Origin of the sequence: Belnapia rosea (assembly GCF_900101615.1) — a bacterium.
Classification (GTDB): Bacteria; Pseudomonadota; Alphaproteobacteria; order Acetobacterales; family Acetobacteraceae; genus Belnapia; species Belnapia rosea.
The window spans coordinates 254,031-272,374 of record NZ_FMZX01000002.1; the positions used below are offsets into that span (position 1 = coordinate 254,031).

Here is an 18,344-nt window from a genome sequence, read left to right on the forward strand (position 1 = left end):
AGTGGCTCGGCCATGCGTCGCAAGGACTCCGCATGCGTGATCGATTGAACGAGGATCGTGACGAATGCCCATCTTGTCGATGGGCCGGGTCGTCATCTTGGCGTGTGCGAATTGCCCTGTCACCTCTGGGTTGGGCTCACGCTGCTTCTGCCGATCGCCGGTGGGTGCACCTGTATCCTGTCTGCAACAGGGTTTGGCCCAACTGGTGAGGAAGTGGTACTAGTCTGCAATGTTCCAGTCCTGCCATGCCTCGGGTCTGGGCCAACTGATCGCATATTGCTTCGGGATATGGTTGCTGTCTGCGCGGTGACAGGGAGGGGCCGGGTGCCTATCTTTGGAAAAAGAGGAGAAACGCCATGCTCGATGCCCTCACCAAGCTGCCCTTGAAGGATCCGGAACTCTTCCGTCAGGCCAATTACATCAACGGGGAATGGGTCCAGGCGGATAGCGGCAAGACCATCACCGTCCGCAACCCCTCGACCGGCGAGGCCGTCGGCACCGTGCCCGCCCTCGGCGCGGCGGAAACGCGGCGGGCGATCGAGGCGGCGCACCGGGCCCAGCCGGGCTGGCGTGCCATGCTGGCCAAGGACCGTGCGGCCATCCTGCGCCGGCTTTTCGATTTGATGATCGCCAATACCGACGACTTGGCCGCCATCATGACCGCCGAGCAGGGCAAGCCACTGGCCGAGAGCAAGGGCGAGATCGCCTATGCGGCGAGCTTCATCGAATGGTTCGCCGAGGAAGCGAAGCGCGTCTACGGTGAAACCATCCCGCAGAACGCCAAGGGCCGCCGCATCCTGGTGACGAAGGAGCCGATCGGCGTCTTCGCCGCGATCACGCCCTGGAACTTCCCGGCCGCGATGATCACGCGCAAGACCGGCCCGGGCTGGGCCGCCGGTTGCACCGGCGTGATTCGCCCGGCCTCGCAGACACCTTTCTCGGCGCTGGCGCTGGCGGTGCTCGCCGAGCGCGCCGGCATGCCGCCCGGTGTCTGCAACGTCATCACCGGCCCCTCCGGCGAGACGGGCAAGGAGCTCACCGCCAACCCGCTGGTCCGCAAGCTGACCTTCACCGGATCGACCGATGTCGGCCGCATCCTGCTTCAGCAATGCGCGCCTACCATCAAGAAGACCTCGATGGAACTCGGCGGCAACGCGCCCTTCATCGTCTTCGACGACGCCGATCTCGACGCCGCCGTGCAGGGCGCCATGGCGAGCAAGTACCGCAACACCGGCCAGACCTGCGTCTGCGCCAACCGCATCCTGGTGCAGGACGGCGTCTACGAGGCCTTCGCCGAGAAGCTGAAGGCCGCCGTCGAGGCGCTGAAGGTCGGCGACGGGATGGAGCCGGGCGTGACCCAGGGCCCCCTCATCAACGAGGATGCGGTGAAGAAGGTCGAGGAACATATCGGCGACGCGCTCAGCCGCGGCGCCAAGGTGGTGACGGGCGGCAAGCGCCACACCCGTGGCGGCAATTTCTTCGAGCCGACCATCCTCGCCAATGTCCCGCATGAAGCCATGATCTTCTCCGAGGAGACCTTCGGCCCGGTCGCCCCGCTCTTCCGCTTCAAGACGGAGGAGGAGGCGATCAGCCTCGCCAACGACACGCCCTTCGGTCTCGCGGCCTATTTCTATGCCCGGGATGTCGGCCGTATCTTCCGCGTCGCCGAGGCGCTGGAGGCCGGGATGATCGGCATCAACGAGGGCCTCATCAGCACGGAAGTGGCACCCTTCGGCGGGGTGAAGCAGAGCGGCCTCGGGCGCGAGGGCAGCAATCTCGGGATCGAGGAATATCTCGAGGTGAAGTACCTGGCCCTAGGCGGCATCGGCACCTAGCAGCTCGGCCGCCAGGGTCCGGAATTCGGGCTCTGGCCGCGCCGCCAGCCGCTCCGCCATGCTGGCACGGAAGCGGGCCGGGCTGCCCACCGCCGCCCGGCGGAACCAGCCCACCGCCGTACCTGTATCGCCGGCGGCAGCCAGCAGGGTGCCGAGGTTGAATTGGCCGCGGAAATCACCCCCCTCCGCCGCTCGTCGATAGAGTGCGGCGGCGGCCACGGGGTCGGGAGGCGCTTCCCAGCCTTCCTCAAGGAAGCGGCCGAGGATGTTGAGCGATTTGGCATGGCCCTGATCCGCGGCGCGGCGGTACCAGGCCAGGGCCTGGGGCCGGTCCTTCACCGTGCCGGCGCCCCGCCAGAGCATCCCCGCCAGGTTATATTGTGCCCAGTCATGGCCGGCCTCGGCCGCCTGCCGGTAGCAGGCGAGGGCCGCCGGGAAGTCGGCTGGGCCGCCCCAGCCCATCTCGTGGCAGCGCCCCAGCATGTTGCGGGCGGCAAGGCTGCCGGCCTCGGCCGCGGCGCGGAACCAGCCCCGGGCCGCCACCGCATCCTGTCGCAGGCCAAGGCCATCGAGCAGGATCTGTCCATAGAGAAGCTGCGCTTCGACCATGCCGTAGCGGGCAGCGGCGGCGATCCAGCGCGCAGCCTCCTCGGGCGGGCCGGTGAAGGCGGCGGCCAGTTCCTCGGGGCTGGCATCGCGAAGGGCATCGAGCGGGAGCGGCGGGAGCATGGCGCCTCGCTAGCGCGATTGCGACTGAATCTCAATATAGGCGCGTCGCTCTTGCCGGGGCAGGCCGCCGGAGGCAGGCTGGACCTCTCCGGCCCACGTACCCAGATACGGGGCCGGTACGGGAAGGCGCGCATGAGCAGTTACGACTTCGACCTCTTCGTCATCGGGGGCGGCTCGGCCGGTGTTCGCTGCGCCCGCATCGCCGCGGGCCATGGCGCCCGGGTCGGCGTGGCGGAAGAACGCTTCTGGGGTGGCACCTGCGTCAATGTCGGCTGCGTGCCGAAGAAGATCATGGTGAACGCCGCTGAGTATGGGCAGTGGACGGATGACGCCCCCGCCTTCGGCTGGCAGGTGGAGAAGGGCGGCTTCGACCTCGCCACCCTGAAGGCGCGGCGGGACGCCGAGGTGGCGCGGCTGAACGGCATCTACGGCAAGCTGCTCGCCGGGGCCGGGGTCACCAGCTTCGATGCCCGCGCCACTTTCGTCGATGCGCATACCCTCGATGTTGGCGGCCGGCGCGTCACCGCGGAGAGGATTGTCGTCGCGGTTGGCGGTCATGCGACGCGGCCCGACATCCCGGGTGCCGAGCTCGGCATGCTCTCCGACGACGTCTTCGAGATGACCGCCGTGCCGAAGCGGATGATCGTGGTCGGCGCCGGCTATATCGCCCTCGAATTCGCCTGCGTCTTCGCCGCCTTCGGCGCCCAGGTGGATGTCGTCTTCCGCGACGTGCTGCCGCTGCGCGGCTTCGACCAGGACATCCGGACCGCTCTGGTGGAGGCGCTGGAGGCCCAGGGCATCCGCCTGCATCCGAACAGCCGCCCGGCGCGGCTCGACCGCCAGGGTGGCCATCTCCGCCTCAGCCTGATGGGCGGGGAGGGGCTGGAGGCGGAGACGGTACTCTTCGCCACCGGCCGGGTGCCGAATACGCGGGGGCTGAACCTCGCCGCGGCCGGCATCGACTGCACCGCGCGCGGGGCGATCGAGGTCGATGCCGAGCATCGCACCACCGCGCCCCATATCTATGCCATCGGTGACGTCACCGACCGGCTGAACCTCACGCCGATGGCGACCGCGGTCGGCCATGCCCTGGCCGACACCCTGTTCGGCAACAATCCGCGCCGGGCCAGCTACGACAACGTCCCGACCGCCGTCTTCACCTCGCCACCCATCGGCACGGTCGGGCTGACCGAGGCGGATGCGGCTGTCCATGGGCCAATCGACATCTACCTCGCCCGCTTCACCCCGATGCGCCATTCCATCAGTGGCCGCGCCGGGCGGAAGGCGCTGATGAAGCTTGTCGTGTGCCAGGAGAGCCGGCGCGTGCTCGGTGCCCATATGCTGGGCGAGGACGCGCCGGAGATTCTCCAGGGCATCGCCATCGCCGTCGCCATGGGCGCGACCAAGGAGGATTTCGACCGCACCATCGGCATCCACCCGACCGCGGCCGAGGAATTCGTTACCCTTCGCACCCGCACGCGGGAGGCGGGCATCCGCGCGGCGGCGGAATAGCAGCCCATCAAGCCGGCGGGTTCACCTGCCCGGCCGATTCGGCTAGCTTCCCCGGTTCCTAGGGAGAACGCAGAATATGGTTGCGCGCGGCTGGCATCCCGGCAGTTGGCGGGACATGCCGATCCGGCAGGTGCCGGACTACCCCGATCAGGCGAAGCTGGCCGAGGTCGAGGCGCGGCTCGCCCGCTTCCCCCCGCTCGTCTTCGCCGGCGAGGCGCGGCGCCTCCAGGCCGCGCTGGCCCGTGCCGGGGACGGGCAGGGCTTCGTCCTTCAGGGCGGCGACTGCGCCGAGAGCTTCTCCGAATTCACCGCCAACATCATCCGCGACACGTTCCGCGTACTGCTGCAGATGGCGGTGGTGCTGACCTTCGGCGGCGGCACGCCGGTGGTGAAGCTCGGCCGCATGGCGGGCCAGTTCGCCAAGCCCCGGTCTTCCGACACCGAGACGAAGGGCGGCATCACGCTCCCCTCCTATCGTGGCGACATCATCAACGCGCCGGAATTCACGCCGGAGGCCCGCATCCCGGACCCGGCGCGGATGGAATTCGCCTATCTGCAATCCGCCGGCACGCTGAACCTGCTGCGTGCCTTCGCCACCGGCGGCTATGCCGACCTCCATCAGGTCCATCGCTGGAATCTCGGCTTCGTCGCCCGCAGCCCGCTCGCCGACCGCTACCAGGACCTGGCGTCTCGCATCGACGAGACGCTCGGCTTCATGCAGGCCTGCGGCATGGACGGCCTGCCGCAGGTGCGCGAGACCGATTTCTACACCTCGCACGAGAGCCTGCTGCTGCCCTATGAGCAGGCGCTGACCCGCGTCGATTCCACCACCGGCGACAGCTATGCCTGCTCGGCGCATTTCCTCTGGATCGGCGACCGCACCCGCCAGCCCGACGGCGCGCATGTGGAGTTCCTCCGCGGCGTGAAGAACCCGATCGGCATGAAGGTCGGGCCGAACATGGACCCGGACGAGCTGGTCCGCCTGACCGAGATCCTGAATCCGGCGAACGAGAAGGGCCGCCTCACCCTCATCTCCCGCATGGGCGCGGACAAGGTGGAGGCGAAGCTGCCGCCCCTGCTACGCGCGGTGAAGCGCGCCGGCCGCAACGTCGTCTGGCTGAGCGACCCGATGCACGGCAACACCACCAGCGTGGGTGCCTACAAGACCCGGCCCTTCGACGCGATCCTCACCGAGGTCCGCCGCTTCTTCGACGCCCATGCCGCCGAGGGCACCCAGCCCGGCGGGGTGCATGTCGAGATGACGGGTCAGGAGGTGACGGAATGCCTCGGCGGCGCCCACCGCCTCTCCGAGGCTGATCTGGCGCTGCGCTACCAGACCTTCTGCGACCCTCGGCTCAATGCCGAGCAGTCTCTGGAACTCGCCTTCCTGATCGCGGCGGAGCTGAAGGCCCGGCGTGCACCCTCGATGCCGGCCCAGGCGGCCCAGTAGAATGGACCATTAGGATGGACCAGGCCCCGCCGCGGAGCGCCTTGGATGCAGCCATCGCCGGCCGCACCGATGCCTACTTCAACCGCACCCGGGCGATCGTGCAACGCTTCGGCGAATGCCAGGTCACCTATGCGGTCTTCCTCCGGCGCCCGGTGGTCAGTGCCCCGCGGCTGATGCTGGACTGGCTGGAGAGCGTGGCGCGGGACCGCGGCACGCAATTTGGCATCGAGGTGATGCATCCGGAGGGTACCTGGGTCGGTGCCGGCGACCCGATCCTCTATATCAGCGGCCCCTTCACCCAGCTGGCCGATCTCGAGACGCTCTATTTGCAGAAGCTCGGCCCGCCCTGCGTCGCCGCCCATAATGCCTATCAGATGTGCCTGGAACTGCCCGCCGTCTCCTTCCTCGCCATGGATGCGAGGCACTGCGCCGGCGCCGAGATGCAGGAGATGATGGCCTATGCGGCGAGTGTCGGCAGCGCCGCGGCCAGAAAGGAAGGCGCCCGCGGCTTTACCGGCAATGCAACGGACAGCACGGCGCATTGGTTTGGAGCCCCGCGCGGCTTCGGCACCATGCCGCATGCCCTGATCGGCTATGCCGGCAGCACCCTCCGCGCCGCCGAGATGTTCCACGAGACCTATCCGGAGGAGAATCTTACCGTCCTGGTGGATTACTTCGGCCGGGAGGTGACGGATGGGCTGGCGGTATGCCGCCGCTTCCCGGAGCTTGCCGCCGAGGGGCGGATGGCCGTGCGGCTCGACACCCATGGCGGCCGCTTCCTCGAGGGGCTGGACCCGGCCGAGAGCTATGCGGTGCTGGAACGCCATGCCCCTGGCGCCATCCGCCGCTACCGCTCGGAGACGGAGCTGCGGCATCTCGTCGGCACCGGCGTCTCGGCCGCCGCGATCTGGCGCATGCGCGAGGCGCTGGACGAGGCTGGCTTCCCCAAGGTGCGGATCGTGGCTTCGTCCGGCTTCGGCGTCGGCAAATGCCGGGTAATGGCCGAGGCCAAGGCGCCGATCGATGTCGTCGGCACCGGCAGCTTCATCCCCGACAGCTGGTCCGAGACCTATGCCACGGCCGACATCGTCGCCTATGACGGCGTGCCACGGGTGAAGATCGGCCGCGAATTCCTCCTCCGCCGCAATGGCGAGCGGAAGCGGAACGGGCACAAGCCGGCGGGCTGAGGCGGGCCGGCCTCAGCCGGCCGGCTTCTCCAGCACGCAGTAGGATTGGCCGAGCGGATACTGTCCGGCCGGCACCTTCCCGGCCGCCGTATCCGGCGTCACCTCGATGCTTGGCCGGTCGCCGCGCTCCATGGCGACGACGGTGAAGCCGAGGCGCTTCGCCCAGAGGCGCAGGTCCTCGGCGTGCATGAAGACGTTGATATGGCCGAGATAGGATCGCTTCCGGACCCAGTCGGCATTGCCCTCGAAGACGCTCCATTGCGATTCAACGGCAAATTCGAAGAAGGAGAAGATCACCCGCCCCCCCGGCGCCAGCACCCGGTGCGCCTGCTCCAGGTAGACATAGGATTCCTCATGGAGGAGGTGGGTGAAGACCGAGAAGAAGATGACGAAATCCGCCTCGCCATCGGCGAGCGGAATGCGGTTGCCCTGGCTCAGCTCCAGCCGGAAATCCGGCCGCGCCATCTTGCGCCGGCAGTAGTCGAGCAATTCCGGCACGACATCGAGCCCGAGATAGCGCATCTCCGGGAAGCGGCGCAGCTGCGCGGCCAGCCGCCCCGCGCCGCATCCGACATCGACCACCCGGCCATTGTCCTTAAGCCCGTATTGCCGCAGCAGGCTGTGCTCCAGCACGCCGAAATGCTCGAGATTGCCGCCGACCGAGCGGGCGACGGCCTCATCCTCGGGATAGGCCGCCAGGTAGGCGCGCACCATTGCGGCGTAGCTCTGCACATAGTTCAACTGGAGGCTCATGCGTGCTCCGCCCGGCGTGATCGGCCCCGGCAGCTATCATGCGGGCCGCCGCAGCGTCCAGCATGGCGGCTGCGTTGACCCTGGGCTGCCCGATCCCTAGCTTCCGGCCATGAGCGACGATCCCATCTTCCGGCCCAACCCCTTCCTGCAGACCGGGCTCGCGGTGCGGATCATGGACCTGTCGGGCGCCAATGGCGCCGAGCCGGTCGAGACCGTGACCGGCTTTCGCACCCTCGAGCATGCCAATACCTTTGCCCGCCGCTATGTCCGCGACAGCCTGGAGCGCTCCCGCACCCCCGGGATGACCCCTGACGAGGTGATCGCCAGCTGGTTCGCCTTCGGCGAGGATGCCGAGGTGCAGGGCGCCGGCGAGCATGCCTGGACCAGTGCCACCGAGCTCGCGGATTTCGCCGCCCAGCCGGTGCGCGATGCCGAGGACCGCAACTGGCGCGCCCTCGATCCCCGCCGGGACGAGGATGAGGCGGACGAGGAGGAAGGGTGAGCCTTCACGGCGTCCGCTGCGGGGATTATGGCGATCCGGACGAGGAATGGATCGTCGAGGGCTTCCCTGGCGCCGAGGCCGCCGCGGATTACGCCCGTCGCTTCATCCGCGCCCAGATCGAGGATTTGCGGGCCGAGACCGGCTCCGCCGAGGAACTGAGACAGATGTATTTCCGCTTCGGCGAATACGCCTTTGCCGCCGGGCTCGACCACGACGCCTGGGTTGCCCACTGCATCGCCGTCCCGGCCAGCCGCAAGGCGGAGGTGGACTACGCCGCCCTGGAGCCCCGTGCGGGCCGGGGCCGCCGGGCATGAAGCTCCGCTTCGCTCCCTCGCCAACCGGCCTGCTGCATGTCGGCAATGCCCGGGCCGCGCTGGTGAACTGGCTCTTCGCCCGGCAGCGTGGCGGGACGGTGCTGCTGCGGCTGGACGACACCGATCTCGAGCGCTCCAAGGCGGAGTACGCCGATGCCTTGCAGGAGGATCTGCGCTGGCTCGGCCTCGACTGGGATGAGAGCTTCCGCCAGTCCGACCGCCTGCCGCTCTATGCCGCGGCCGCCGAGCGGCTGAAGGCGAGCGGGCACCTCTACCCCTGCTTCGAAAGCGAGGAGGAACTCCGCTACAAGCGGGAGCTGCGGCTCAAACAGGGCCGGCCGCCACTCTATGACCGTGGCGCCCTCAAGATGACGCCGGAGCAGTACGAACGGGCGCTGGCCAACGGCAAGTCGCCCTATTGGCGCTTCAAGCTGAGCGGCCTGAACCGTGAGTGGCAGGATGACGTGCTTGGCCGCCGTGCGGTGAAGCTTTCCAGCCTGTCGGACCCGGTGCTGATCCGGGCCGATGGTTCACCGCTTTATACCTTCACCTCGGTGGTGGATGACCTCGACAGCAAGGTCACTCACATCGTCCGGGGCGAGGATCATGTGACCAATACCGGCGTCCAGCTCGATATCTGGGAGGCGCTGGGGGGGCGGCCCTCGGCCCTGTCCTTCGCCCATCTGCCGCTGCTGACGGATGCGGATGGCGGGCCGCTCTCCAAGCGTCTCGGCAGCCTCTCGCTCCGTCAGCTGCGGCGGGACGGGGTGGAGCCGGCGGCGTTGGCCGGCTACCTGGCCGCGCTCGGCACCTCGACGGACCCGGCGCCCGGCATGCCGGCGGAGCTGGTGCCCGGCTTCGCGCTGACCGCCATCTCCCGCTCCGCCGCGCGCTTCGACGTGCAGCAGCTGCTCGCCCTGAACCGGAAGCACCTGCATGGCCTGCCCTTCGCGTCGGTGCAGGCGCATCTGCCGGTCGGGGCCGATGAGGAGTTCTGGCTGGCGGTGCGCGGCAATCTCGACCTGCTGGGCGAGGCGAAGGCCTGGTTCGAGGTCGTGCGCGGCACCATCGTGCCGCCCGCGCAGCCGGGGGAGGGGGAATTCCTCCGCGCCGCCCTCGCCGCGCTGCCGCCGGAGCCCTGGGATGCCGCCACCTGGGGCGTCTGGACCGATGCGCTGAAGGCCTCGACAGGCCGGAAGGGCAAGGCGCTCTTCCTGCCGCTCCGCCTCGCGCTCACCGGTGAGGATCATGGGCCTGACCTCAAGGTGCTGCTGCCGTTGATCGGGCGCGAGCGGGCGGCGCTCCGGCTGAAGCTCGGCGCCGAGGGTTGAAAGCGCGGCCACAGGCGGCCTAGAATGTCAGCCATGCTCCAGGCCTGTCGCTGCCGCTGCTGACGCTTTCCCGCCCGCGGGCCCGGCCCGCGGGACCAGCCGCGTGCCTTCTGCGACGATGGACCCTCCGATGACCCAGCTTCTCCTGCACAACAGCCTGACGCGCGTGAAGGAAGTCTTCACGCCGATCGACCCTGGCCATGTGCGTCTCTATGTCTGCGGGCCCACGGTCTATGACCTGGCGCATCTCGGCAATGCCCGGCCGGTGGTGGTCTTCGACCTGCTCTACCGGCTGCTGCAGCGGCATCACCCGCGCGTCACCTATGTCCGCAACATCACCGATGTGGACGATAAGATCAACGCGCGGGCGGCCGAGAGCGGCGAGCCGATCAGCGCCATCACCGCCCGGACCACGGCGGATTTCCATGCCGACATGGCGGCCCTCGGCGCTCTGCCGCCGACCGAGGAGCCGCGCGCGACGCAGTCCATCGTGCCGATGATCGCCTTGATCGAGCGGCTGATCGCCCGCGGCCATGCCTATGCGGCCGAGGGGCATGTGATGTTCAGCGTGCCCTCCTTCCCGGAGTACGGCGCGCTCTCCGGCCGCAGCCCGGACGAGCTGGTCGCCGGTGCGCGGGTCGATGTGGCGCCCTACAAGCGGGACCCCGGTGATTTCGTGTTGTGGAAGCCCTCGGACGCCGCGACACCGGGCTGGGATAGCCCTTGGGGCCGCGGCCGACCGGGCTGGCACATCGAATGCTCCGCCATGTCCTGGCAGGCGCTGGGCGAGGTCTTCGACATCCATGGCGGTGGCCACGACCTGATCTTCCCGCACCATGAGAATGAGGTGGCGCAGAGCCGCTGCGCCTTCGGCACCCCGCGCATGGCCAATATCTGGGTGCATAACGGCATGCTGCGCGTGGACGGCGAGAAGATGTCGAAGTCGCTCGGCAATTTCCTCACCGTGCGAGACATCCTGGCGCGCGGCGCCTGGGCCGGCGAGGCCTTCCGCCTGCTGTTGCTGCGGACGCATTACCGGGCCGATCTCGACTTCACCTTTGCTGGCCTCGATGAGGCGAAAGCGGAGCTTGATGATGGCTACGCCATGCTCGCCCGCGCCGTCGCGCCCGCCGATGGCCATGAGGCGACGCGCGAGGCCATGGTGGAGTGGGCGACCGAGCCGCTGCTCGATGACCTGAACACGCCGCTGGCCCTTGCCCGGCTGCGCGACCTTCGCACGCTCGAGAATGTCGCCAGCGTCGGCGGCAGCGCGACTTCGGTACTGCATCGGATCGGCAAGCCCTGGCCGGTGGTCGCCGGCCTCGCCGCTGCGGCGTTCCGGGAGGTGGCATCCTTGCTCGGCCTGCATCCCTCGGAGCCGGAGGCCTGGCTGCGCGGTGGCGAGGACACGGCCTGGGTGGATCAGGCCATCGCCGACCGGCTCGCGGCCCGCAAGGCACGCGACTTCGCCGCCGCTGACCGCATCCGCGACGAGCTCAAGGCGCAAGGCATCCTGTTGGAGGACGGTCCCCAGGGTACGACTTGGCGGCGGGCGTGAACCACAGGACGGAAGACTGGATGGATGCGCTGAAGCGCATCGCCCTGACCGACCCGAAGCGCGCCTGGCTCCGTGCCCATCTCGACGCGCCGGACTGCACCGCCACCGAAGCCGACCTGGCCGAGGCGGCGGGGCAGCCCATTGCCGAATACCGTGCCCTCGCCGCGGAATTCGCCGCAGCCCTCGACGCCGACCTGCCGGAGGAGCCGCTCGCCCTGCTGGCGGAACGGACCGGGGAGGGGTGGCGCCTGCGCGCCCCGCTGGCCTTCGCCCTCGGCATCCATCGCGTGGTGCCGGACGCCTGGACCCGTGGCGGCAAGGATGCCGCCAAGCTGCAGCCGGTGCCGGGCGAGAGCCCCATCGTCGTGCTGGTCCGCCCGCAGCTCGCCGATAACATCGGCACTACGGCGCGGGCCATGGCCAATGGCGGGCTGTTCCACCTGCGCCTGGTCGCGCCGCGCGATGGCTGGCCCCAGGACCGCGCCTGGCGGACCGCGTCCGGGGCGGATGCCATCCTCGAGGCGGCGCAGGTCTTCCCGGATGTGCCGAGCGCGCTCGCCGATTGCCACCGGGTCTTCGCGACCTGCCCGCGCCCGCGCCACATGATCAAGCCGCTGCGCACCGCCCGCGCCGCCGCCGAGGATGTGCGGGAGATCAATGGCCGTGGCCTGCGCTGTGCCGTGATGTTCGGCCCCGAGCGCGCGGGCCTTGAGGCGGACGACATGGCCCATGCCGATACGCTGGTCCGCTACCCGCTGAACCCGGCGCATATGTCGCTGAACCTCGCCCAGGCGGTGATGATCTTCGCCTATGAATGGTGGACCGCGACGGAGCCGACCGCCCCGCGCAAGCTCGTCACCAACGGCACGCCCGTTGCGACCAAGGGCCTGCTGGAAGGCTTTCTCGACCGGCTGATCAGCGAGCTCGATGCCTCAGGCTTCCTGGAGCCGGAGAAGAAGCGGGCGAACATGGTACGCAACCTCCGCCACTGGTTCGAGCGCGGCGAGGTGACGGAGCAGGAGCTCCGCACCCTGCATGGCGTGGTGACGGAGCTTTCCCAGGGCCGGATGCGGCGGGGACGGCCGGATCTCGACTAGATCGGCCTGCCTTCGCTCCGCGCCCAATCGTCGCCCATCAGCGCGTTGCTCGGCAGCGTCTTGTCGACCACCTTGCGGGCGGCCTCGGCGCCCGCCACCGGCAGGCCCTTGGGGTCGAGCAGGCCAACCTGCACCAGGACCGAAGCCTGATCCCAGTAGATGTGCTCATGCACCAGCTTGTCGCCCTGGAACTGGACGATGGCGACCAGCGCCACCTCCACCCGGCGGCCGGTGGGCGGGATGCCGGGCAGCATCCAGTCGATGCCGGAGGTATGGGTGAAGCGGAACAGCATCTCATCCACGATGCTGCTCTCGCCGACCGTGCGGCTGATCGGCACCAGCTCCGTATCCGGCGGGTTGGCGCCAATGAAATGGTATTTGTAGAAGCGCTTGAGCTGGTCGTGGCCGACGCCGCCCGTCATGGTCGGGACATGGTTCACATAGGGCTCGGCGACCATGGAGGCCATGGTCGCCTCCACGTCGCGGGTCTCGAATTCGTATCGGCAATGCGCTTCCCAAAGCGCGACGAGGTCATGGCCGGGCATGGGAAAGCCTCTCCTGTTCGCTGGACCTCAGCGAAGCAGAGGGCAGGGACCGAGGGAAGTCTCAAGCCCTCGGGCGGCAGGGCGAGCACCACCTTGGGCGCCTCCTGGCTCGGCACCCTGCCTACCGGCAGTTAGAAGTGGTGAATTTTGAAACTTGTCATTCAGCCGGCGGCAAGCGCTTCGCCAGTCGCCGTGCCATGGCATAGCCGATCAGCCCACCGACCGGCGCTGCCGGCAGCGCCAGCAACCAGCCAATATGAGCATTCTGCACCACCAGCCCCAGGCCAATGCCCAACATCAGCCCGCCGACAAGGCAGCTGATGACGCCGGCCTGAAGGCCAAGGAGGAGGATATCAGCGCGTGTCACCATGGAGAGGGGAATAGGCACCCGCTTCAGGGTTTGACAAGCGGGGCCTTGCGCTTCTATAGCGCCGGCCTCCTCCTGGGAACGTGGACATGGTTTCGGACCATGTGCCCGTCCTTGCCCGTTCCGGGCTTGGGCCTACCGGGACAACATCGCAAGCGGAAGGCCGCACCCGGGCACCGGGGCGGAACGCGTGAGCCTATGACCAAGCGTCTCGAATCCAAGTACAAGATCAACCGCCGCCTCGGGGTCAATCTCTGGGGCCGGGCCAAGAGCCCGATCAACAAGCGCGAAACCATCCCCGGCCAGCATGGCGCCCGCCGCAAGCAGAAGCCGACCGACTTCGGCGTGCAGCTGATGGCGAAGCAGAAGCTGAAGGGCTATTACGGCAACATCGGCGAGAAGCAGTTCCGCAAGTATTACGAGGAGGCCGTGCGCCGCAAGGGCGACACCTCCGAGAACCTGATCGCCCTGCTCGAGCGGCGGCTGGACTGCGTGATCTACCGCATGAAGCTCGCCGTCACGCCCTTCGCGGCGCGGCAGTTCGTCAACCATGGCCATGTCACGGTGAACGGCAAGCGGCTCAACATCCCCTCCTACCAGGTCAAGGACAACGACCTGATCGAGGTGAAGGAGAAGTCGAAGCAGATGACCGTGGTGCTGGACGCGGTCCAGAGCGGCGAGCGCGACGTGCCGGAGTATCTGGAGATCGACCACCGCGCCATGCGTGGCCGCTTCGTCCGGGCGCCGAAGCTCTCCGACGTGCCCTATCCGGTGCAGATGGAGCCGAACCTGGTCGTCGAGTTCTACTCCCGGTAAGCGCATCGCTCGGATTGCACCGAGGATCGGGGGCCGGGTCGCAAGACCCGGCCTTTTTTCTGTCAGTGTGCCGGATGCTGCAGGCGGAAGCCGACGGCCAGCCGGTTCCACAGGTTGATCATTCCGATCAACGTCGTCAGCGACATCAACTCGGCTGGGCTGAAATGCTCGGCGGCCGCAGCGTAATCCGCATCCGGGGCTGCCGTCTGCGGCAGCAGGGTGACGGCCTCGGTCCAGGCCAGCGCAGCCCGCTCCTGCGTCGTGTAGAGCGAGGATTCGCGCCAGGCGGAAAGCAGCAGCAGCCGCAGCGGCGTCTCGCCGGTCTTCATCGCATCACGGCCATGCATGTCGATGCAGAAGGCACAGCCATTGATCTGGGAGGCGCGGGTCTTCACCAACTCCATCAGCCCATGCGGCAGGCCGCTCTGGCGAATATGCCCCTCAAGCGTGATCAGGGCCTTGTAGAGGGTTGGGTGCGCTTCGGCGGGATTCAGTCTCAGGCTCATCGGTGCGTCCCTTCGGTTGGGCAGGTGGCTTCGCCACCCGCTGCCTCCAGGACGGATCGCCCCCGCCACTTGTGACAGGTCCGGGCATAATTCCTGCCAGCTTGTCGGGATTGCGCAGCATGTAGACCGTCTGGATGCGTCCATCCGCCACTTCGAGGCTGAGCAGGCCCCAGGCCTCCCCACCGAGCAGGATGGCGAGCCCTGGTTGCCCATTGGCGGTGATCGGCCGGAACCGCAGGCCGTCCGGCAGATGACGCATCACCCCGGCGACGAAGCGCGCCACCTTGTCCCGCCTGACGATCGGATTGAGCGCCGCCCGCACCTTGCCGCCGCCGTCGGTCAGGCAGCGCGCATCCTCGGCGAGCAGTCGCATCAGCCGGGCCGGGTCACCCGACCGGGCGGCAGCCAGGAAAGCGCCGAGTAGCCGTTGGTGCTCGGCGGAGCTGGCCGGTTGGCGGCTGGGCCCGGCTTCCTGCAGGCGGGCCCTGGCGCGGTGGAGGATCTGCCGGCAAGCCGCCTCCGTTCGGCCAAGAGCCTCGGCGATAGCCGCGTAATCCGCATCGAAAGCATCGCGCAGCACCAGCGCCGCCCGCTCCGGCGCCGAAAGCCGCTCCAGCATCAGCAGGAAGGCGACGGAAAGATCGGCCGCCCGGTTCAGGCGGCGGTCGGGGGCGGTGCCTGCGGCCGGGGCAGGAACCGATTCGAGCCATGGTTCGGGCAGCCAGGGACCGACATACCGGCGCCGCGCCGTATCGGCCTGGCGCAGGCGATCGAGGCAGAGCCGCGTCGTGACCGTCACCAGCCAGGCAGCCGGATCGGCAATGACGGCGCGCTCGGCCCCCTGCCAGCGTAGCCATGCATCCTGCACCGCCTCCTCCGCCTCGCCGGTCATGCCGAGCATCCGGTAGGCCAGGGCGAGCAGGCGTGGCCGCTGCTCAAGGAACGGGTCGAGTCCGGCTGGCGCCGCCACCTGCTGCATTCGTCCCTGCCCGCTGCCAGACTGCCGAGCATGCCCGGAATCGGACCCCTGCTGAACCTCCTGCTTCCCGCCCTGCTGCCACCTGTCAGCGTTCTGGCGAGCCTTCTCGGCACCGGCCATCCACTCTGGGCGATGCAGAGCGTGCGGACGCCGGTGGTGCCGGCGCCCTATGCCTTCTCGATCTGGGGGCTGATCTTTGCGCTCGCCCTGGCCTGGGGCTTCTGGCAGATCCGCCCGGCCCAGCGTGCAGATGCCCGGCTCGCCAGGCTGCGCAGGCCGGCGGCGGCCGCCTTCGCGCTGATGCTGCTCTGGATGGTGGCGGCGCAGCTGACGCCCAATGGCTGGCATCTGCTGGCGATCATCCTCGCCCTGCTGGTGGTGGCCCTGGCCGCTTTCCGCCGCGCCGTTGCCTTCCCGCCCGATGGGGCAGGCTGGCGTTGGATTGTCCGTCCGCTCTTCGGATTGTTGGCGGGCTGGGTCTCCGCCGCAAGCATCGTCAACCTGTCGGGGGCTGCGGCCACGGAAGGCTTTGCCTGGTTCGGCACCGATCCCAGCCTGGTGGCGATGGGCCTCCTCCTGCTCGCTGCCTGGATGGGTGCGGCGGTGCTGCGGCGCAGCCAGGGTGATGCATGGTATGCCGCGGCCCTGCTCTGGGCGCTGGCGGCGATACTCCTTGCCAACCGCGCCATGCCCTCGGTCGCCGTGACCGCTGGCCTCGGGATGCTCCTTGTCGCGGTGTCGGCCTGGCTAGCCCGGATAGGCCACGAAGGGCCCATGGAGCGGCCGGGGTAGCAGCGGCAGGGCATGGGCTGCCGCCAGCAGCAGGGCCCGCTTGGGCGAAGGCGCCGCGGCCACGGAGGCCCGCAGCCGCCCAAGCCCTGCTGCCCGCTCGCCATGGCGGATCAATTCCCGCCCGATGATCCAGGCATTTTCCGCCTCCGCACGGCGGCGCATCCGCGCCAGACCCGCTGGTCCGAGTCGCTCGGCGAGCAAGGGGTTGGCGTAGATGGCATCCATGGCCGGCGCAAAGGCGGCCGGGTCATGCGCCATGCGGCGATAGGCGCTGCCCTGCCGCTCGCGCACGAAGAGCACCGGCTCCGCATCCTCCACCGCGACGAAGGGACCCTGCAGGGCGAGGCGGATCCAGTATTCCCAGTCCTCGCCATAGCGGAGATGCGGCAGGAAAGGTCCGGCGGCGAGGATCGCCTCCCGCCGCAGCAGCAGATGGCCGCCATTGACGAAGAGGTTCTGCACCAGCAGCCGCTCCAGCAGGTCGCCGGAGAGAAGGGGGCCGAGCTTCAGCCGCAGCGGCTCATCGCCCGGCTTCGCCTCCTCCGCCATCACCGCATAGCCGCCATAGGCGCCGATCGCGGCCGGCATGGCCGCCAGCGCCACCAGCAGGCGCTCCAGCGCATCCGGTGCCAGCCAGTCATCGGCATCGAGGAACATCACCGCCCCGCCCCGGGCCTCCGCCATGGCGCGGCTGCGGGCGGCGGAGACGCCGGCATTCTCCTGACGGATCAGACGGATGCGCCGGTCCTCCCGTGCAGCCACCACCTCGGCCGTCCCATCGCGGGAGCCATCATCCACGACCAGCATCTCCCAGTCGGGGAAGCCCTGGGCGAGGACGCTATCGACCGTGGCGCCGATATAGCGGGCGACATCATAGGCCGGCGTCAGGATGGAGACGGCGGGGGCGGGGGTGGTGAGGTCGCGCATCATGGGTAACCCCTGCCACGCGGCATGGCAGGCGGGGCATCACGGCTGCGCGGATTCGCGGGCTTGTGTTGGCGAGCAGGGAGGTTCGCCCTCCCGGCCCGTCCTGTCAGACCCGATGCCGGCCTGGATTGGCCGGCCCGTCAGGCCGCGCGCAGCACCCGGCTGGCCACAGCGTCCAGCTTGGCCAACATCGCGGGGTCTCGCCGCTCGGGTGCGGTGATCAAGGCATGGTCCAGCGCCCGGTCGCAGCCGGCCGGGCAGGGGCCGCGGGCCTGCCCCAGTTTCGGCACCACGGACTTCACCAGCGCCCGCGCCTTGTCGGCATTGCCGAACAGGACCTTCACCACCTGATCGACGGTGACATGGTCATGGTCCGGGTGCCAGCAGTCGAAATCCGTCACCATGGCGACGGTCGCGTAGCAGAGCTCCGCCTCCCGGGCGAGCTTCGCCTCCGGCATGTTGGTCATGCCGATCACGCTGCAGCCCCAGCTTCGGTAGAGCTCGCTCTCGGCCTTGGTGCTGAATTGCGGGCCCTCCATGACGAGGTAGGTGCCGCCCCGCGTCACCGGCAGGTCGAGGCCGCGCGCCGCCGCCTCCAGCGCATCGCCGAGCCGCGGGCAGACTGGATGGGCGACCGAGACATGCGCCACGCAGCCAGTTCCGAAGAAGCTCTTCTCTCGGGCGAAGGTGCGGTCGATAAACTGGTCGACGATGACGAAGTGCCCGGGCGGCAGGTCCTCCCGCAGCGAGCCGACCGCGGAGAGGGACAGGATCTCGGTGACGCCGGACCGTTTCAGCGCATCGATATTGGCCCGGTAGTTCAGCGCCGAGGGCGGCGTCGGATGCCCCCGCCCGTGCCGCGGCAGGAACACGCAGCGCACGCCGGCAAGGCGACCGAACAGCAACTCGTCGGATGGCTCGCCCCAGGGTGTCTCCACCCGGCGCCACTCGCGCTCCTCCAGCCCGTCGATGTCATAGAGGCCGGAGCCGCCGATGAGGCCGATGACGGGTTCGATCAGGTCGGTCATGGGTGCATCTCCGAAAGATAGGCGGCTTTTGGGCCAGCGGCGCAGCGGGATCAACCGGCGGCGGTGGCCGCGCTGCAGCCGGCAGGCCATGGTGACGGCCGATACGCCGATAGGAG

The 18,344-nt window shown here is 68.9% G+C and carries 19 protein-coding genes; 11 read left to right on the plus strand and 8 right to left on the minus strand.

The features are described 5' to 3' along the window. Positions 1 to 356 precede the first annotated feature (356 nt). Entirely contained in the window at positions 357 to 1,835 is a 1,479-nt protein-coding gene (locus BLR02_RS07320; protein WP_090563065.1) for an NAD-dependent succinate-semialdehyde dehydrogenase, read from the plus strand. Here the strand turns inward: BLR02_RS07320 and BLR02_RS07325 are convergent. Next, positions 1,815 to 2,564 carry a tetratricopeptide repeat protein gene (locus BLR02_RS07325; protein ID WP_090563066.1) on the minus strand — a complete coding sequence of 250 codons (750 nt, stop codon included), beginning with the start codon at positions 2,562 to 2,564 and terminating at the stop codon, positions 1,815 to 1,817. The genes BLR02_RS07320 and BLR02_RS07325 overlap by 21 nt on opposite strands. Positions 2,565 to 2,696: 132 nt before the next feature. On the opposite strand from BLR02_RS07325, the gene gorA reads away from it, so the two are divergent. The 3 genes from gorA to BLR02_RS07340 all read left to right on the plus strand — a co-directional run bounded on the left by gorA (position 2,697) and on the right by BLR02_RS07340 (position 6,713). Further along, positions 2,697 to 4,076, plus strand: coding sequence for a glutathione-disulfide reductase (gene gorA / locus BLR02_RS07330; RefSeq protein WP_090662039.1), 1,380 nt, complete (start codon positions 2,697 to 2,699; stop codon positions 4,074 to 4,076). Between the two features lie 115 nt (positions 4,077 to 4,191). After that, positions 4,192 to 5,526 (plus strand): class II 3-deoxy-7-phosphoheptulonate synthase, encoded by a 1,335-nt coding sequence (locus BLR02_RS07335; protein ID WP_245704672.1) that lies wholly within the window; start codon positions 4,192 to 4,194, stop codon positions 5,524 to 5,526. 14 nt (positions 5,527 to 5,540) lie between these two features. Continuing rightward, a complete protein-coding gene (locus BLR02_RS07340; protein ID WP_090563072.1) occupies positions 5,541 to 6,713 on the plus strand; it encodes a beta/alpha barrel domain-containing protein in 1,173 nt (390 codons plus the stop codon). A gap of 12 nt (positions 6,714 to 6,725) precedes the next feature. Here BLR02_RS07340 and BLR02_RS07345 read toward each other — a convergent pair whose 3' ends face one another. Beyond that, complete coding sequence (locus BLR02_RS07345) at positions 6,726 to 7,466, minus strand: class I SAM-dependent methyltransferase (RefSeq protein ID WP_090563073.1); 741 nt, start codon at positions 7,464 to 7,466, stop codon at positions 6,726 to 6,728. Between the two features lie 109 nt (positions 7,467 to 7,575). Between BLR02_RS07345 and BLR02_RS07350 the strand changes: the two genes are divergently transcribed. The 5 genes from BLR02_RS07350 (at position 7,576) to BLR02_RS07370 (ending at position 12,268) form a co-directional block, all read left to right on the plus strand. Next, the gene (locus tag BLR02_RS07350; protein ID WP_090563075.1) at positions 7,576 to 7,968 is read left to right on the plus strand and encodes a hypothetical protein; all 393 of its coding nucleotides are present in this window, start codon (positions 7,576 to 7,578) and stop codon (positions 7,966 to 7,968) included. Continuing rightward, positions 7,965 to 8,282 carry a hypothetical protein gene (locus tag BLR02_RS07355; RefSeq protein ID WP_090563077.1) on the plus strand — a complete coding sequence of 106 codons (318 nt, stop codon included), beginning with the start codon at positions 7,965 to 7,967 and terminating at the stop codon, positions 8,280 to 8,282. Before BLR02_RS07350 ends, BLR02_RS07355 begins: the two co-directional genes overlap by 4 nt. Further along, positions 8,279 to 9,613 carry a glutamate--tRNA ligase gene (gltX, locus tag BLR02_RS07360; protein WP_090662042.1) on the plus strand — a complete coding sequence of 445 codons (1,335 nt, stop codon included), beginning with the start codon at positions 8,279 to 8,281 and terminating at the stop codon, positions 9,611 to 9,613. The genes BLR02_RS07355 and gltX overlap by 4 nt, the downstream gene beginning before the upstream one ends. A gap of 130 nt (positions 9,614 to 9,743) precedes the next feature. Beyond that, on the plus strand, positions 9,744 to 11,171 hold the full coding sequence (gene cysS / locus BLR02_RS07365) for a cysteine--tRNA ligase (RefSeq protein ID WP_090662045.1): 1,428 nt from the start codon (positions 9,744 to 9,746) through the stop codon (positions 11,169 to 11,171). A gap of 290 nt (positions 11,172 to 11,461) precedes the next feature. Beyond that, positions 11,462 to 12,268: an RNA methyltransferase gene (locus tag BLR02_RS07370; protein WP_408735511.1), complete on the plus strand. Its 807-nt coding sequence runs from the start codon at positions 11,462 to 11,464 to the stop codon at positions 12,266 to 12,268. On the opposite strand, the gene BLR02_RS07375 is transcribed toward BLR02_RS07370, so the two are convergent. Together BLR02_RS07375 and BLR02_RS07380 are read right to left on the minus strand one after the other, a co-directional pair. Next, a complete protein-coding gene (locus BLR02_RS07375) occupies positions 12,265 to 12,813 on the minus strand; it encodes an ester cyclase (RefSeq protein ID WP_090563084.1) in 549 nt (182 codons plus the stop codon). The two genes, BLR02_RS07370 and BLR02_RS07375, sit on opposite strands and share 4 nt — an antisense overlap. A 157-nt stretch (positions 12,814 to 12,970) precedes the next feature. Continuing rightward, positions 12,971 to 13,183, minus strand: a complete 213-nt coding sequence (locus BLR02_RS07380; RefSeq protein ID WP_090563086.1) for a hypothetical protein — start codon at positions 13,181 to 13,183, stop codon at positions 12,971 to 12,973. Positions 13,184 to 13,378: 195 nt separating this feature from the next. On the opposite strand from BLR02_RS07380, the gene rpsD reads away from it, so the two are divergent. Continuing rightward, positions 13,379 to 13,996, plus strand: coding sequence for a 30S ribosomal protein S4 (gene rpsD, locus BLR02_RS07385; protein WP_090662051.1), 618 nt, complete (start codon positions 13,379 to 13,381; stop codon positions 13,994 to 13,996). Positions 13,997 to 14,058: 62 nt separating this feature from the next. Here the strand turns inward: rpsD and BLR02_RS07390 are convergent, their stop codons facing one another. Both BLR02_RS07390 and sigJ read right to left on the minus strand, forming a co-directional pair. Beyond that, positions 14,059 to 14,502 carry a carboxymuconolactone decarboxylase family protein gene (locus tag BLR02_RS07390; protein ID WP_090662054.1) on the minus strand — a complete coding sequence of 148 codons (444 nt, stop codon included), beginning with the start codon at positions 14,500 to 14,502 and terminating at the stop codon, positions 14,059 to 14,061. After that, positions 14,438 to 15,481 carry an RNA polymerase sigma factor SigJ gene (gene sigJ / locus BLR02_RS07395; protein WP_090662057.1) on the minus strand — a complete coding sequence of 348 codons (1,044 nt, stop codon included), beginning with the start codon at positions 15,479 to 15,481 and terminating at the stop codon, positions 14,438 to 14,440. Before sigJ ends, BLR02_RS07390 begins: the two co-directional genes overlap by 65 nt. 30 nt (positions 15,482 to 15,511) lie before the next feature. Here sigJ and BLR02_RS07400 point away from each other — a divergent pair, with 30 nt between their 5' ends. Then, a complete protein-coding gene (locus BLR02_RS07400) occupies positions 15,512 to 16,273 on the plus strand; it encodes a hypothetical protein (RefSeq protein ID WP_090662060.1) in 762 nt (253 codons plus the stop codon). Here the strand turns inward: BLR02_RS07400 and BLR02_RS07405 are convergent. Further along, positions 16,229 to 17,203 (minus strand): glycosyltransferase family 2 protein, encoded by a 975-nt coding sequence (locus BLR02_RS07405; protein ID WP_090662063.1) that lies wholly within the window; start codon positions 17,201 to 17,203, stop codon positions 16,229 to 16,231. The genes BLR02_RS07400 and BLR02_RS07405 overlap by 45 nt on opposite strands. 137 nt (positions 17,204 to 17,340) lie before the next feature. After that, on the minus strand, positions 17,341 to 18,228 hold the full coding sequence (locus BLR02_RS07410; RefSeq protein WP_090662065.1) for an S-methyl-5'-thioadenosine phosphorylase: 888 nt from the start codon (positions 18,226 to 18,228) through the stop codon (positions 17,341 to 17,343). Positions 18,229 to 18,344: the final 116 nt, after the last annotated feature.